16 protein-coding genes are annotated in these 15,566 nt (G+C 70.4%); 7 read left to right on the forward strand and 9 right to left on the reverse strand.

Annotation, left to right across the window (positions count from 1 at the left end; translation table 11 throughout):
• Window positions 1-19 precede the first annotated feature (19 nt).
• Window positions 20-1,009 carry an alpha/beta hydrolase gene (locus tag JX005_RS01425; protein WP_214465621.1) on the forward strand — a complete coding sequence of 330 codons (990 nt, stop codon included), beginning with the start codon at window positions 20-22 and terminating at the stop codon, window positions 1,007-1,009.
• Between the two features lie 12 nt (window positions 1,010-1,021).
• Here the strand turns inward: JX005_RS01425 and JX005_RS01430 are convergent, their stop codons facing one another.
• The 9 genes from JX005_RS01430 to JX005_RS01470 form a co-directional block, all read right to left on the reverse strand.
• The gene (locus tag JX005_RS01430) at window positions 1,022-2,248 is read right to left on the reverse strand and encodes a glycosyltransferase (RefSeq protein ID WP_214465622.1); all 1,227 of its coding nucleotides are present in this window, start codon (window positions 2,246-2,248) and stop codon (window positions 1,022-1,024) included.
• The gene (locus JX005_RS01435; RefSeq protein ID WP_246533393.1) at window positions 2,245-3,006 is read right to left on the reverse strand and encodes an EI24 domain-containing protein; all 762 of its coding nucleotides are present in this window, start codon (window positions 3,004-3,006) and stop codon (window positions 2,245-2,247) included. Before JX005_RS01435 ends, JX005_RS01430 begins: the two co-directional genes overlap by 4 nt.
• A 111-nt stretch (window positions 3,007-3,117) precedes the next feature.
• On the reverse strand, window positions 3,118-3,879 hold the full coding sequence (locus tag JX005_RS01440; RefSeq protein ID WP_214465623.1) for an ABC transporter permease: 762 nt from the start codon (window positions 3,877-3,879) through the stop codon (window positions 3,118-3,120).
• A complete protein-coding gene (locus tag JX005_RS01445) occupies window positions 3,876-4,661 on the reverse strand; it encodes an ABC transporter ATP-binding protein (RefSeq protein WP_214465624.1) in 786 nt (261 codons plus the stop codon). The genes JX005_RS01440 and JX005_RS01445 overlap by 4 nt, the downstream gene beginning before the upstream one ends.
• A gap of 2 nt (window positions 4,662-4,663) precedes the next feature.
• Window positions 4,664-5,029 (reverse strand): DUF1048 domain-containing protein, encoded by a 366-nt coding sequence (locus tag JX005_RS01450; protein WP_214465625.1) that lies wholly within the window; start codon window positions 5,027-5,029, stop codon window positions 4,664-4,666.
• 2 nt (window positions 5,030-5,031) lie between these two features.
• Window positions 5,032-5,394 (reverse strand): PadR family transcriptional regulator, encoded by a 363-nt coding sequence (locus JX005_RS01455; protein WP_214465626.1) that lies wholly within the window; start codon window positions 5,392-5,394, stop codon window positions 5,032-5,034.
• A gap of 261 nt (window positions 5,395-5,655) precedes the next feature.
• The gene (locus JX005_RS01460; RefSeq protein WP_214465627.1) at window positions 5,656-7,299 is read right to left on the reverse strand and encodes an MFS transporter; all 1,644 of its coding nucleotides are present in this window, start codon (window positions 7,297-7,299) and stop codon (window positions 5,656-5,658) included.
• Window positions 7,300-7,412: 113 nt separating this feature from the next.
• Window positions 7,413-9,137, reverse strand: a complete 1,725-nt coding sequence (locus JX005_RS01465; protein WP_214465628.1) for an amidase — start codon at window positions 9,135-9,137, stop codon at window positions 7,413-7,415.
• 66 nt (window positions 9,138-9,203) lie between these two features.
• Window positions 9,204-10,238: an agmatine deiminase family protein gene (locus tag JX005_RS01470; RefSeq protein ID WP_214465629.1), complete on the reverse strand. Its 1,035-nt coding sequence runs from the start codon at window positions 10,236-10,238 to the stop codon at window positions 9,204-9,206.
• A 64-nt stretch (window positions 10,239-10,302) separates the two neighbouring features.
• Here JX005_RS01470 and JX005_RS01475 point away from each other — a divergent pair, with 64 nt between their 5' ends.
• The 6 genes from JX005_RS01475 to JX005_RS01500 all read left to right on the forward strand — a co-directional run bounded on the left by JX005_RS01475 (window position 10,303) and on the right by JX005_RS01500 (window position 15,564).
• Window positions 10,303-10,959 carry a TetR/AcrR family transcriptional regulator gene (locus JX005_RS01475; protein WP_214465630.1) on the forward strand — a complete coding sequence of 219 codons (657 nt, stop codon included), beginning with the start codon at window positions 10,303-10,305 and terminating at the stop codon, window positions 10,957-10,959.
• Window positions 10,956-11,495 (forward strand): cysteine hydrolase family protein, encoded by a 540-nt coding sequence (locus tag JX005_RS01480; RefSeq protein WP_214465631.1) that lies wholly within the window; start codon window positions 10,956-10,958, stop codon window positions 11,493-11,495. The genes JX005_RS01475 and JX005_RS01480 overlap by 4 nt, the downstream gene beginning before the upstream one ends.
• Before the next feature lie 147 nt (window positions 11,496-11,642).
• On the forward strand, window positions 11,643-12,611 hold the full coding sequence (locus JX005_RS01485; protein WP_214465632.1) for an LLM class F420-dependent oxidoreductase: 969 nt from the start codon (window positions 11,643-11,645) through the stop codon (window positions 12,609-12,611).
• Window positions 12,612-12,625: 14 nt separating this feature from the next.
• Window positions 12,626-13,426, forward strand: a complete 801-nt coding sequence (locus JX005_RS01490; RefSeq protein ID WP_214465633.1) for a glycosyltransferase family 2 protein — start codon at window positions 12,626-12,628, stop codon at window positions 13,424-13,426.
• 103 nt (window positions 13,427-13,529) lie between these two features.
• On the forward strand, window positions 13,530-14,579 hold the full coding sequence (locus JX005_RS01495; protein ID WP_372447304.1) for an iron-containing redox enzyme family protein: 1,050 nt from the start codon (window positions 13,530-13,532) through the stop codon (window positions 14,577-14,579).
• The gene (locus JX005_RS01500; RefSeq protein WP_214465634.1) at window positions 14,572-15,564 is read left to right on the forward strand and encodes a glycosyltransferase family 2 protein; all 993 of its coding nucleotides are present in this window, start codon (window positions 14,572-14,574) and stop codon (window positions 15,562-15,564) included. Before JX005_RS01495 ends, JX005_RS01500 begins: the two co-directional genes overlap by 8 nt.
• Window positions 15,565-15,566: the final 2 nt, after the last annotated feature.

The raw sequence follows: 15,566 nt of genomic DNA on the forward strand, positions 1-15,566 counted from the left end.
ACACACAGAAGGAACCGACATGCGCGCTCACACTCTCCAGCCCGAGGCTCAGGCGTTCGCCGACCTGACCGCCACGCCGCCCTTCCTCGCCGATCTCGGCGTCGAAGGTGCACGCAGACTCCTCGACGACGTGCAGGCAGCACCGGTCGACAAGCCCGAGATCGAGGAGGAATGGCTCACCGTGTCTGCCGAGGTGGGTGACGTCCGCGTTCGGATCGTCCGGCCCGTCGATTCGGCGGGCCCGCTCCCGGCTGTGCTCTTCGTCCATGGGGGAGGCTGGGTCCTCGGCAACGCCGGCACTCACGACCGTCTCGTGCGTGAGATCGCGGTGGGCGCGAAAGCCGCGGTGGTGTTCGTCGAGTACGACCGGTCACCAGAGGTGCGGCATCCGGTCGCCATCGAGCAGGCCTACGCTGTTGCGCAGTGGATCACGCGGGACGGTTCCGGAAGAGGACTGGATGCCGCGCGCCTGGCTGTGGCCGGAGACTCTGTGGGCGGCAACATGGCGGCCGTCGTCGCCATCCTGGCCAAGCGTCGTGGCGATGTCGCCTTCATCCACCAGTCGCTCTACTACCCCGTCACCGATGCCGGCCAGGACACCGAGAGCTACCGCGAGTTCGCGGAGGGGTTCCACCTTCGTGCCGATGCGATGGCCTGGTTCTGGGACTGCTATCTCCCCGACGCCGAGGCGCGCAAGGACATCACGGCGTCACCGCTGCGGGGTTCACCGGAGGATCTCGCCGGCCTGCCCGAGACGTTCCTCATCGTGGATGAGAACGATGTGCTGCGCGATGAGGGCGAAGCCTACGGACGGAAGCTCATCGAGGCGGGGGTTCCCACCACCCTGGTTCGCTACGACGCCACCATCCACGACTTCATGATGCTCAACCCGCTGCGCCCCTCGGCCGCCACCACCGCAGCCGTCGAACAGGCCGTCTTCATCCTTCGCAAAGCCTTCGACCGGGAGCGCGCTGTCCCCGCCTCGAGCGGGGCCTACGCGAACGCCTGACCCTCCGGTGCGTCAGGTGCGGAGGCCCGCGGCGATCACTCGCGCCGCGGCCGCCGCGCCGTCCTCGCCCTGGTAGGCGCGCTTCACCTCGTCCGCTGCGCGGCGGATCGCGGGGTCGGAGATCACGCGCTCGACGGCGTGGACGAACTCCGGCTTGGAGACGTGCTTCGGCGGCACCGCGATGGCGTTCCCTCGCTCCTCGCAGAGCCGAACGTGCCAGGTCTGCTCGGGCTGCAGACCCATGCCCACGAAGGGCACCCCGGTGGCGCACGCCGTCTGGACGGTGCCCTGCCCACCGTGCAGGACCGCGGCATCCAGCATCCCGCCCATCTTGTGAACCGGCAGCAGCTCGGTCACGTGGACATTCGCGGGAAGGGTGTCTCCAGGTTCGAGGTAGTGGCCGATCGGGGCGATGACGTTGACGGCGAGCGAGCCGAGCGCGCGCGCTGCAGCGAGGGCGAGCGCGCGATTTCCCGACGAGCCCAGGCCGAGGTAGACGAGCGGTTCGGGGGCCGCTGCCAGTTCGACGGCGATCGACGGGATCGGCGCATCGATGTGGGCGAAGATCGGCCCGATGCGCTGGAAGCCGGGCGGCAGCTCGAAGCCGTCCAGCTCCCATGGCATCTCCGTCAGCAGATTGTGGTCTGCGGTGATGAGCGAGGCGACGGTGCGGAGCGGGGGCACGCCGTTCTCCTTCGCGGCGGTCGTGAAAGCCCGCGGCGCGAGCGGGAGCCCGTTGTACACCCAGCGGAACAGGCGCGTCGCGAGGCTGTCGGCGAGACGCGCCACCCGTCCGCTGCCGCGCACGAACCCCTGGCGCGATGCCTGCGCGACCTGGGGCTGCGTCAGGGCGAAGGGAACGGGGTAGAAGAGCGGAACGGATTCGGCGCGAGCCGAGATGAACGACGTGAGGTTCGACCCCGTGACCACGGCCTTCGCGTCCAGGCTGCGGATGAGGCGTCGCTCGACATCGACCCGCGCGCGCACGAGCGCGTCGGTGAAGGGACTCCTCAGGCTGCGTCCCTGGTCGAACGCGATCGCCTGGTCTCTCTCGGCGTCGCTCCATGCCGGCTCGCACGCCCGATAGTCGAACCCGGCGTCGGTGATCAGCTGGACGTAGTCGTGCTCGTATCCCATGAACACGATGTCGGCCTCGCCGCGCAGGGCACGGGCGACCTGGATCATGCGCGTCGTCTCGGCGAGGTTGAACGTCACCGGACAGAACAGGACAGTCGTCATCGGACCACTCCCTCTGCCTGCGGATCGCGGTCCTGCGGTTCGAGGAGCGACCGCGCGAGCATCGTCGAGCCCGCGACGGCCGCCGGCATCGTGGCGACCGCGCCCAACGGCACCATGAAGCACAGCTGTGTCGCCGCGCCGAAGCCGAGCACCCGCGCGCGATGGCGTCGGCTGAGCGACTTCCGCGCGGCCGGCAGCATGCCGCGCGCAGTGAGCGCCCGCGAGACGAGCTCCTGCGCCACGAGCCACCCCGTCGCGAGCACTCCGAAGACGGTGCCCAGCACCCCGCCGACGACGGGGACCAGTCCGAGCAGGCCGGCGGCGATCGCCACGCCGATGCCCCGGGCCACGAGGATCAGCCCGTCGAGCGCGGAGCGCCAGATCCCGTACCGGGCGCCGGTGGGCGAGCCTCCGAGCTCCTTCTCGACGGAGTCCCAGATCCGCTCGTAGAACGGCTCGCCGACCAGCAGTGTCAGCGCGGTGAACGAGACGGCGACGAGCACCAGTGCGGCACCGAGGAGGGCGGTGCCCACGGCGACGCGCATGACGGTGGCCCACACGCCCGGCCACCCGTCGGCGAACGGCGTGACCGCCTCGGCGATCGCCGGAAGGAACGTACCGAGGGCGATGAGCCCGGCCAGCAGCACCAGGGCGACGATCGCCGCCGGTGCCAGCCCGAGCGCCATCAAACCCGGCCGGCGCCGCCAGTAGCCGAAACCCCGGCCCAGCATGCCCACTCCGCGCGCGAACTCCCGCATCTTCCTCAGCCTAAGCGGGCGTCGCCCGGCGGAGGCGGACTCGGGCGCGCGCCGCACCACGCGATCGGGCCGCACCCGTCGAGGGTGCGGCCCGATGCTGCGTGTGCGGGATCAGCTGATCCGGCGCCGATAGACCGCCATGGCCCAGAAGTAGGCGACGACGAGGATGCCGATGCACCAGGCGAGGGCGACCCAGAGCTCCCTGCCCACCGGCTCCTGGGCGAAGATGGCGCGGAGCGACTCGACGATCGGCGTGACCGGCTGGTTGTCGGCGAACCAGGCCACCGGCGCCGGCATGGTGTCGGTGGGGACGAACGCCGAGCTCAGGAACGGCAGGAAGATGAGCGGATACGAGAACGCGCTCGCACCGTCGACCGTCTTCGCCGAGAGACCGGCGACGACAGCCAGCCACGTCAGAGCCAGTGTGAACAGCACCAGGATGCCGAGCACGGCCAGCCAGCCGAGCACTCCGATTCCGGTGCGGAACCCCATCGCGAACGCCACTCCGATGACGATGACGAGCGAGATCACGTTGGCCACGAGCGACGTGAGGACGTGCGCCCACAGGGCGCTGGATCGTGCGATCGGCATCGACTGGAACCGCTCGAAGATGCCACCCTGCATGTCCATGAACAGCCGGTACGCCGTGTAGGCGATACCCGACGCGATCGTGATCAGCAGGATGCCGGGGAGCATGTAGTCGATGTACGACGAGGTCCCGGTGTCGATGGCCCCGCCGAACACGAAAACGAACAGGATCATGATGGCCACCGGAGTGACCGCCGTGGTGATGATCGTGTCGGGACTGCGGAGGATGTGGCGCAGCGACCGCCCGGTGAGGACGGCGGTGTCGCCGAGGAAGTGCGCGTTCATCGTGATTCTCCCTTCTCGCCCGCGGGGGCGTCCTCGCCGATGATCGCGAGGAAGACCTCCTCGAGCGTCGGCTGCTTCTCGACGTACTCGACCTTCGCCGGGGGCAGCAGCTGCTTCAGCTCGGCGAGCGTGCCGTCGGCGATGATGCGGCCCTGGTGGAGGATCGCGATCCGGTCGGCGAGCTGCTCGGCCTCGTCGAGGTACTGCGTGGTCAGCAGGACGGTCGTCCCATTCGCGGCGAGCTCCTTGACGGCATCCCACACCTCGATGCGCGCCTGCGGATCGAGACCCGTGGTGGGTTCGTCGAGGAACACGACGGGCGGGTTGCCGATCAGGCTCATCGCGATGTCGAGGCGCCGGCGCATGCCGCCTGAGTACGTGCCCGCACGGCGGCCGCCGGCGTCGGTGAGGGAGAATCGCGCGAGCAGACGGTCCGCCACCTCACCGGGGTTCTTGATGTGGCGCAGCTGCGCGACCAGCACGAGGTTCTCGCGCCCGGTGAGCACCTCGTCGACGGCGGCGAACTGCCCGGTGAGACTGATCGACTCGCGAACCTGCGCGGCATCCGCCGTCACATCGTGGCCGTCGACGGTGGCCGTGCCCGCATCGCCCTTCAGCAGGGTCGACAGGATGCGGACCACCGTGGTCTTGCCGGCGCCGTTCGAGCCGAGGAGGGCGAAGATGCTTCCCCGCGCCACCTCGAAGTCGACGCCCTTGAGCACGTCGAGGTCTTTGAAGGACTTCTCGAGTCCCTGGACCCGGATCGCTGTTGCGGCGGTCATCGCTATCCGTCCTCTCGCTTCGCGTCGTCCATCGCCTTCGTGAGGCGCGCCCGCTCCTTGTCGATCCAGTGGGTGCCGCCGTACGCCTGCGCGAACGTCTCGGTGAACTCGACGGGGTCGTCGCCGACGATGTCGCGCACCGGGGTGCCGTCGAGCGCGGCGCGCTCCCACAGATCGGCCAGGTCGGTGAACATCCGGGTCAGCGTGTCACCGTCGGTGATCCCGCCGTAGTAAAGGAAGTAGCGGTGCATCGCCTTCGCTGCGGTGGCGTAGGGCTCGGGGAGTCCGTCGATGCGCGCCTTGTCCTGCTTGTACTGCTTCTTCTGCTCGAGCGATCCGGTGATGGATTCGATCCACTTCGCGGCCATGATCACTGATCTCCTTCGGTCTGAATTGCTGGGTCTGGGTCTGTGGTGCGGCGGAGCCGTTCGATGCGGTCTGCGAGGAAGCTCCAGGTCGTCCAGAACTCCGCGAGCTGCTCGCGGCCCTGGGCGTTGAGCGAGTACACCTTGCGCGGCGGCCCCTTCTCGGACGGCACCTTCTCGACGTCGACGAGACCCCGCTGCTCCACGCGCACGAGGAGCGCGTACACCGTGCCCTCGACGAGATCGGAGAAGCCCTGGTCTCGCAGGCGCGCCGTGATCTCGTAGCCGTATGCCGGCTGGGCGGACAGGGTCGCGAGCACGATGCCCTCGAGAGTGCCCTTGAGCATCTCGGTCATCTGGTTGCCCATCTCGGTTCACCTCCATCTAGTCTGTGTTGCTGAGTACCACTAGACGGTAACACTAAGTACCGGTAGGTAGCAACACTGAATACCGAACGATTTGCGGATGCCGCAGGCCGGGCCTCCTCGATCGAAGGCTCGCGGGTAGATGTGTCGGGGCCGGGAGATCTCGATACACGCGCTTCGCGCGCACTCGATCAGCGGGGGCGCGATCCGCCGGGGTCCCGATCGGCGGGGGTGCCGATGAGCGGGGGTGCCGATCGGCGGGGGTCAGACCTCTTCGCCGGTGGCGACCGACTCCGGGATCTCGCCCGGACGGAAGCGCGGCAGGCGGCTGGCCGGGACGATCGCGATGGCGCTCACGCCGGCGAGCAGAAGCAGGCCGAGTTTGAGCGCGCTCAAGCGGGCCTCCTCGTTGAGGGCGACGGCTGCGTCGACCTGTGCCTCCGAGGCATCCGTCTGCTCTTCCAGCACGCCCTTCAACCGGTCGTTGCTGACGAAGTTGACGCTGTCGAGGTCGATCTGCGACACGAGTTCGGGGGAGAGTTCGGGGTGATCGGCGAGCGACGACGCCACGTTGAAGCTTAGGATGCCGACGAGCAGAGCGCCGGACACCGCGGTGCCGACGGCGGAGGCGAGATTCTGGGTCGTGCCTCGCACGGACCCCACGTCTCCCGCGAGGGTCTTCGGCGACGCCGTCACGAGCACGTTGAAGACGAGCGTCACGAGGGCTCCCTGCCCGACGCCGAACACGAAGAGGCCGAGGATCGTGGGCAGCGTCTCCCAGTTGTTGGAGACCACGAACGCCAGCCACACGAGCGCGACGGTCGTCAGGCTGAAGGAGAACATGCCGATCGTGCGGGGCGAGAAGCGGCGGTAGAAGCGCACGACGATGATCGCGGTGAAGAAGACCGTGAGGTTGAACGGCAGCATCGCGAGCGACGTGTCGAAGGGCGTCCGGCCCTGGACGATCTGGATGTAGAGCGGGATCGTGAAGTTGAGAGCCGCCTCCAAGGCGACGACGATGAACATCGCGTAGACCGCGGCGCGCTCCCGGGAGGAGCCGAACACCGACAGGCTCACGAGCGGCACCTTGCCGGCCTTCGTCCGCCGCCGTGTCCACAGGAAGAACAGCTGCACGAGCACGACGCCGATCACGATGAGAAGCGGCGCCGGCGACAGCCCCAGGATCTCGAACGGGGCTCCCGGCCTCGCCGAGATGATGCCCCAGCTGTTGAGGTTGTTGACGCCGAGCGTCAGCGCCACGATGCCGAGACCGATCAGCACGGCCGCGACGAAATCGATCTTCACGGCCTTGTTGCCCGGGGCGCCGCGCATCCGGAAGCTCAGCACGAAGACCGCGACGGCCAGCACGAGCACCACGACGAACACCTGCCGCCACCCGACCAGTGTCGCCAGCGTGCCGCCGATGAGGAACGCGCTCACACCCGCGAGCGCGCGCGCCGAGCCGAGCGAGCCGATCGCGGTCTCCTGCTGGCGGCCGTGATAGTTCTCGGCGATGAGCGCGACGAGCGAGGGCACGATGATGGCGGCGGATGCCCCGGCCAGCGCCTGCGCGAGGATGACGTATCCCACCGTCGGCGCGAGGATCATCAGCACCGCTGAGACGGCGAAGACGGCGACGACCACGCGGAAGACGATGACCCAGCCGACCCGCTGGCCGATCTTGGCTCCGACCATCACGAGAGCGGCCACCACGAGACCGTAGGTCACGATCGCGGTGCTGACGTCGGTGGGGGGCACGCCGAAGGTCTCGACCATTCCGCCGAGCGACACGGGGAGTGCGGAGACGTTGTACGACATGAGCACCTGCGCGAGGAAGAGTCCGACGAGCGGTGCCCAGGAGGCGCGGGATGCCGCGGCCTCAGAGCGTGTGGCGGGCTGGGTGGTCATGCGCATTCCTGCCTGTCGACGAGTACGGGCCATGCGGCGCCCGGGGCGGCAGGCGGCCTGCGCGCCCGGACACTGTCAGCGTAGGACGATCGGCGCGGGAGTGGGAGAGAACGTCAGTGCGGCGGGAATCGGGGCGTGCGTGGCGGCTCGGTGCGACGGGGTGCGGTGGCCTCGAACGCGGCCGCGAGCCGCAGCAGGGCCGAGTCGGAGTACGCGGGCCCGCAGAAGGTCAGGCCGACCGGCATCCCGATGTCGTCCATCACCCCCATCGGCACGGTGACCGACGGGATGCCGAGGTGCCGCATCGTGAGATTGCCGTTGGCGATCCAGACGCCGTTGCGCCAGCCGAGGTCGGCCGATGCCGGATTCACGTCCATGTCGGCCGGGCCGACGTCGGCGACCGCGGGGAACACGACGGCGTCGAGCTCGAGGCCGTCCATCCACGCCTCGAGGTCGACCTCGCGGGTGCGCTCCAGTCCGCGCAGGCCGCCCTCCAGCTCAGGGATGTCGGTCAGGACCGACACCGGGTGGTCCCGCACGTGCGCCGGGTACACCGCGATGTCGTCGTCGAAACCCGTGTACCGGTCGGGGAGTGCGCCCTCGGGGTGCGGGAAGATGCGCGCGCCGTCGACCTCGGCCAGAGAGGAGAGCTCGGGGTCGCCGTTGGCGCCGAGGAAGTCGTCCCAGGCCCACGCCGACAGGTCGACGATCTCGCGCCGGAGGAAGCCCGGCGTGACGAAGCCGCGGGTGTGGATGGTCGGTGCGCCCGGGCGGTCGCCCTCGTAGTTCGAGACGACCGGGAAGTCCACCTCGACGACAGTTGCGCCGTGCGCCTCGAGGTCACGGCGCGCACGCTCCCACAGGTCGATGACCGAGGCGCGCGTCTCGATGCGAGTTCCTGTCGGGCCGCCGATGCCGGGGGAGTCGGCCGTACCGGCGTCGGGGTCGGCGTTGATGTACATGCGCGGAATGCCGAAGCGGCACCCGGCGAGCACACCCCTCGGGTCGGCCGCGGCGCGTCCGAGCTCGGCGTACGACTCCGGTCTCACCTCCGATGCAGCAGGCAGGTCGACCCAGGGCTGCGCGCGCCAGAAGTCGCCACGGGTCTCCGGGTCGTCGGCGACGACCACGTCGAGCACCTCGAGCAGGTCGGCCATGGTCCGGGTGTGCGGCACGACGACGTCCATCGTGGGAACGAGCGGCCAGTTGCCGCGAACGGAGATCACGCCGCGCGACGGCGTGTACGCGCATAGGCCGTTGTTGGACGCGGGTCCGCGCCCGCTCGACCACGTCTCCTCGCCGAGCCCGAAGGCCGCGAAGCTCGCCGCGGTCGCCGTTCCCGAGCCGTTGGATGACCCGGAGGCGAAGGGTGCCGTCAGGTAGTCGGCGTTGTACGGACTTTCGGCCCGGCCGTAGAGGCCGCGCTGCATGCCGCCGTTCGCCATCGGCGGCATGTTCGTCAGACCCAGGCAGATCGCCCCGCCCGCGCGCAGACGCTCGATCGTGAAGGCGTCCCGCTGCGCGACGAGATCGGCGAAGGCGGGGCTTCCCGCAGCGGCGGTCAGCCCCCTGACGAGGTAGCTGTCCTTCGCGGTGTACGGGATGCCGTCGAGGGGCCCCAGGGTGGCGCCTGCGGCGCGGCGGGCGTCGGATGCCTCGGCCTCGGTCAGTGCATCGGGATTGCGCACCACCACGGCGTTCAGCGCGGTCTCCGTCTCGGGCCCGTCGTACGCGTCGATGCGGGCCAGGTACGCGCGGACGAGCTCGACGCTCGTCGCGTGGCCGCGCTCGAGCGCGGACCGGAGTTCGGCGATGGTCGCCTCGACCACGTCAAACATGCGTGCTCCTCGGAGTTCGGGTCGTTGAGCGAGCGGAGCGAGACGAAACGCCTTGGCGCAGCGCGTTCACGGATTCACCGCCGGCTGCTGCTGGGTGATGCAGTGGATGCCGCCGCCGCGGGCGAAGATCGGTCGCGCGTCGACGCTCACGACCGTCCGCCCGGGGTACGCCTCCGACAGGATGCTGCGGGCCGCGGCATCCGCTTCGTCCTCGCCGAAACCGCACGCGATGACGCCGCCGTTGACGACGAGGTGGTTGATGTAGCTCCAGTCCACGAAGCCCTCGTGGTCGCGGAGCGTCGCCGGCGCGGGCACGTCGACGATATCCCAGGGGCGGCCCGCCGCATCGGTCTCGTTCTCGAAGAGCGCGCGCAGCTCGCGGGTGACGGCGTGGTCGGGATGCCCGGGATCGGCCTGATGGTGCAGCAGCACGCTGCCCGGCGAGGGGATGGTCGCCACGATGTCGACGTGGCCGTTCGTGCCGAAGTCGTCGTAGTCGCGCGTGAGCCCGCGCGGCAGCCAGATCGCCCGGGACGTGCCGATGGTGCGCGCGAGCTCGGCCTCGACGCGGGCGCGGTCGGCGTACGGGTTGCGACGCGGATCGAGCTGCACGGTCTCGGTGAGCAGCACCGTTCCCTCGCCGTCGACGTGGATGCCGCCGCCCTCGTTCACGAGCACGGAGCTGATGAGCTCGGCGCCGACCAGACGGGTCACGAAGCGCCCGATCTCGGCGGAGAGACCCCACTCGGCCCACTCCGGTGCGCCCCAGCCGTTGAAGATCCAGTCGACGGCGCCGAGCACGCCGGGGCGCTCGTCGTCGACGACGAACGTGGGGCCGAAGTCGCGCATCCAGAACTCGTCCAGCGGAGCCTCGACGATCTCCACCTCGGCCGACAGCATGCGGCGGGCGCGGTCGGTCTCGGACGGGTCGACGACCATCGTCACGGGCTCGAACTCGGCGATCGCGTGGGCGGTCGCCGTCCACGCGGCGTAGCACTCCTCCTGCTCGGCGGGGGTGTCGCCGAGCGTCTGGCCCTCGCGGGGGAAGGCCATCCAGGTGCGCTCGTGCGGCGTCGTCTCCGAAGGCATCCGCCAGGCCATGGGCCGTCCTCTCGTCTTGTTGATCACTTGATCAATTCGGGATCACGGTACAGAATCGTCCCTGATGCCGTCAACACCCACGAGAAGATCCGCCGCCGAGCGCGTCGCTCAGATCGCCGACGCCGCGCGCGCGATCGCTATCGAGTCGGGGCTCAGCGCGGTCACGCTGCGCGCCGTCGCGTCCGAGGTCGGCGTCGCCCCCGCGCTGGTGGCGCACTACGCGCCGAGCATGGACGACCTGGTCGCCGACACCTTCGCCGCCGTCGTCGGCGACGAGCTCGCCGAGGTGATCGCCCTGGCCGCCGACCGCGGTTCCGCGGCCGACGCCCTCTCGGGGGTGCTGGCCAGCCTGCTCGACGACGGCCGGGCCGAGGTCACGCTGATCTGGGTGCAGAGCTGGTCGCTCGGCCGCCGCAACGACGCGCTCGCCGCACGGGTGCGCGAGCAGATGGACGCGTGGCGCGTGTTCCTCGGCGGCATCCTCGAGCGAGGCCGCGCCGCGGGCGAGTTCCGCTGCGCCGACCCCGACGCGATCGCAGCTCAGACGCTCGGCATGGTCGACGGCCTGAACGCGCATTCGCTCGTCGCGTGGCAGGATGCCTCCGAGCGCGTGCGCCTGCTGCTGCGCTCGATCGAAGCCCTGCTCGACCTGCCGCCGGGCGCCTTGGCCGCGACCGGCGGCGACACCTCGCGATCGCACGCACCCGGAGGCGGCACATGACTCGAGTCCTCGTCATCGTGGACATCCAGCGCGACTACTTCCCGGGCGGCGCGTACCCGCTGGTCGGCGCCGACGCCGCAGCTGAGCGGGCGGCCGTGCTGCTCGACTCTCAGCGTGCGGCCGGTGCGCCGGTGATCCATGTCCGGCACGAGAGCGAGCCCGGCGCGGGGATGCTCGTCGCAGGCTCGCCCGGCGGCCAGATCGACGCGCGCGTCGCGCCGCTCGCGGGGGAGACCGTCGTGCCGAAGAAGCACCCGAACGCCTTCCTCGAGACACCTCTCCAGGGCCTGCTCGTCGAGGCTGCGGCATCCGAGGTTCTCGTCATCGGGATGCAGAGCAGCATGTGCGTCGACGCGACGGTGCGGGCCGCGTCCGACCTGGGCTTCGCGGTCACCGTGGCCGCCGACGCCTGTGCCGCGCCCGACCTCGAGTTCGCCGGCAGGACCATCGGGGGTGCCGACGTGCACACCGCGTTCATGGCGGCGCTCGCCGCGGGCTACGCCGACGTGACCGGCGTCGACGAGCTCGTGGCCTGACCCCGGTCCGTTCCAGCGCCCGCCGGATAGACGTCGGCCGCGTGCGCTGTCAACCCCGTCGCGCCGGCGGGGGCGCGTCACGCAGGCTCGTCCTGTGGCCGCGCGCAGCCGTGTCGCGGCGGATGCGATCGAGGAGCGAGGACGAGCATGGTGCGATTCGGCTACACCCTGATGACCGAGCAGAGCGGGCCGAGGGAGCTGGTGCGCTACGCCCAGCAGGCTGAGGACGCCGGATTCGACTTCGAGGTGTCGAGCGACCACTACTCGCCGTGGCTCACGACCCAGGGTCACTCGCCGTACGCCTGGAGCGTTCTCGGTGCGGTGGCGCAGGCCACGTCGCGGGTCGAGCTCATGACCTACGTCACGTGCCCGACGATGCGCTATCACCCCGCGGTGGTGGCGCAGAAGTCCGCGACCATGCAGCTGCTGTCGGAGGGTCGTTTCATCCTCGGTCTGGGTTCCGGCGAGAGCCTCAACGAGCACGTCGTCGGCGAGGGCTGGCCGGGCGTCGACACGCGCCAGACCATGCTCGAAGAGGCGGTCGAGATCATCCGCGAGCTGCACTCGGGCGAACTCGTGACCTTCGACGGCGAGTACTTCCGGGTCGACTCGGCCCGTGTGTGGGACACCCCCGACGACGGCGTGCCCATCGGCATCGCTGTGTCGGGAGGCGACTCGATCGAGCGCTTCGCGCCGCTCGGCGACCACATGATCGCGGTCACCCCTGAGAAGGATCTGGTGCAGGGGTGGGGTGCCGCGCACCCGGGTGCCTCTCGCAAGATCGGTCAGGTGCCGATCTCGTGGGACCCCGACCTCGAGACCGCGGTCGAACGGGCGCACGACCAGTTCCGCTGGTTCGGCGGCGGCTGGCAGGTGAACGCCGACCTTCCCACGCCGGCCGGATTCGCGGCGGCGAGCAAGTTCGTGCGCACCGACGACGTCGCGGAGGCCATCGCCTGCGGTCCCGACCTCGACGCGCTCGCCGAGAGCGTCCGGCCGTTCATCGACGCCGGGTTCACCGACATCGCCCTGGTGCAGATCGGCGACGAGCAGCAGGAGCGCTTCGTCACCGAGGTCGCCGAGCCCCTTCTCGAGCGCCTCCGGGCGCTGGCCTGAGTCCGGGGCCCGCCGTGTCCGCGAATCACAGGACGGACCCGACGGTATCGGTCGTCATTCCGGCGAAGGACGACGCCGAGCTGCTGGCGCGGTGCCTCGCCGCGCTCGCGGCTCAGACCCGGCGGCCCGACGAGGTGGTGGTGGTCGACAACGGCTCGTCCGACGGCACGGCCCGGGTGGCACGCGACGCGGGGGCGCGCACCCTTCTGTGCCCCGAGAAGGGCATCCCCGCGGCATCCGCCGCCGGCTACGACGCCGCCACCGGAGACCTCGTGCTGCGCCTGGACGCCGACTGCGTCCCGGCGGCCGAGTGGGTCGAGCGCGTCGTCGCCGCCTTCGAGGCGTGGCCCGAAGTCGGCGCGATCACGGGCGGCGCCACCTTCATCGACGGCCCCCGCTGGCTGCGGGGACCGCTCGCCCGCGTCTATCTCGGAGCGTACGTCGCCGCCTCCGCTCCGGCGCTCGGCCATGTGCCGCTGTTCGGCTCGAATCTCGCGCTGCGGCGCCGCGTGTGGGACGACGTCCGGGCCGAAGTGCACCGGCACGATCCGGAGGTGCACGACGACCTCGACCTCTCCTTCCATGTGGGGGAGCGCCATGTCATCCGCTACCGGACGGGACTCGGGATGCGCATCGCGATGCGCCCGTTCGACGACCTCGCGTCGTTCGCGGTGCGCTTCTCGCGGGGCTTCCGCTCGGTGCTCGTCCACTGGCCGCGCGACTTCCCGCCGGCACGGTGGCTGCGGCTCGCGAGCCGGTCACGACAACGACCGGAATCGACTCGGATGCCGCGCCCCAGGTCGCTTCGGATCTAGCGGCACCGCCGCGCCTCGTCAAGCCCCCCGACACTGCTCGGCACGCCTGAGAAGGTCGTTACGATCGCCGCGGCAGTCCGCGAGCGCGCTTCAAGGAGGACCCATGACGATCGCCGACATCGAATCCACCGCACTTCACGCGTTCGCGCCGCGGGGGCCGCTCAGCGCCACGACGCTCGCGATCCTGATGCACGACGACTTCGCCCATCGCCGCGACGCGATGGTCGGCGCGTGCCGCGAGGCGGTCGTCGCGAGCGACGATGTCGCCACCGATGAGGACATCCAGTTCACGCTGTTCCTGCTGTACGCGAGCTCGTACGGGTCGCTCGAGTGGATCGACGCCGGCTGGGAGTGGCACCCGGCGCTGATCGAGGCGCGCGGCATCCTCGAGTCGGCGTTCGAGGCGTCGCTCCGGCGTACGGTCGTCGTGCCCGAGAGCCCCGAGCCGCGTGCTGGCGCGATCGGGCAGGCGCTGTTCGACCTGACCGCGCCGTCGCCGGGGCCCTCGCTCTCGCGGTTCCTCGCGAAGGAGGCCACGCTCGAGCAGGCGCGGGAGTTCCTGATCCACCGCAGCATCTACACGCTCCGCGAGGCCGACCCGCACTCGTGGGCCATTCCGCGGCTGACCGGGCGGGCGAAGGCCGCCCTGGTCGAGATCCAGTCCGACGAGTACGGCGGCGGACGCCCCGAGCGCGTCCATGCCGAGATCTTCGCTCGCACGATGCGCGGTGCGGGCCTCGACTCCACGTACGGGGCGTACGTCGACGTCGTCCCCGCCGTGACCCTCGCGTCGCAGAACGCGATGTCGATGTTCGGCCTGAACCGACGCCTGATCGGAGCGATCGTCGGCCATCTGGCGGCCTTCGAGATGACCTCGTCGCTGCCGAACCGGTCCTACGGCGACGCCTTCCGGCGCCTCGGGTTCGGCGCTGACGTCACCGAGTACTTCGACGAGCACGTCGAGGCCGACGCCGTGCACGAGCAGATCGCTGCGCACGACCTCGCCGGAGCGCTGGGGGAGCAGCGGCCGGAGCTGGTGCCCGACATCATGTTCGGTGCAGCAGCCTGCCTCGCGCTCGACGATGGCAGCGCCGATCACATGCGCGCGGCATTCGAGGCGGGCCGATCCTCGCTGAGGTCGGCCGGTGGCTGAGCCGTCTCCGGGTGCGCGACTCCCTCTCGAGTACGTGCTTCCGATCCGACGGGCCGATCGCGCGGGCGAGCCCGGGCTGCTGCGTTATCTGGCCTGGCTGGCTGAACGGGTCGACGTGACCGTCGTCGACGGTTCCGATCCGGTGCTGTTCGACGCACTCGGCGCACGCCTCCCCGCCGGAGTGCGCCACCTCCGCCCCACGGTGGGCGGTCTGAACGGCAAGGCCCGCGGCGCGATGACCGGGATCCGTGCCGCCCGGCACGAGGTGGTCGTCATCGCAGACGACGACGTGCGGTACGGCGAACGGTCGCTCGCCGCGGTCGTCGAGCAGATGGACGACGCCGACTTCGTGCGGTTGCAGAACGTCTACACCGCCCACCCCTGGTACGTCCGCTGGGACACCGCCCGCATGCTCGTGGGACGCGCGTTCGGCGGAGACTTCGGCGGCACCGTGGCGCTGCGCCGCTCGGCATTGGAGCGCGCCGGGGGCTACAGCACCGACGTGCTCTTCGAGAACCTCGAGCTCGAGCGCACCGTGCGCTTCGCCGGCGGACGGGTCATCGTCGCTCGCGATGTGCTCGTGCCGCGCGTGCCGCCGACCTTCCGGCACTTCCTGCGACAGCGCGTCCGGCAGGCGTACGACGACTTCGCGCAGCCCGGGCGCCTCGCCGTCGAGCTGACGCTGCTGCCCGTTGTGGTCGTGGCCGTGCTCGCGCGTGCGTGGCGAATCGTATGGGTGCTCGCCCTCGGGGCGGTTGCGATCGCGGAGAGCGGGCGTCGGATGGGACGCACCCGCACCGCCGTCTCGGCGGCCATGCCGCTCTGGGCCCCCGCGTGGGCCGCGGAGCGCGCCGTCGCCGTATGGATCGCCCTGGTCCAGCGCGCCCGCGGCGGCGTCGGCTATGCGGGCAGCCGCATCTACTCCGCCGGCACTCCGGTCCGCCTGCTGCGTGCCCGTCTCTCTCCCCGAGGAGTGAATCCGTGACC

It is taken from the genome of Microbacterium flavescens (assembly GCF_018588945.1).
Taxonomy (GTDB): domain Bacteria; phylum Actinomycetota; class Actinomycetes; order Actinomycetales; family Microbacteriaceae; genus Microbacterium; species Microbacterium flavescens.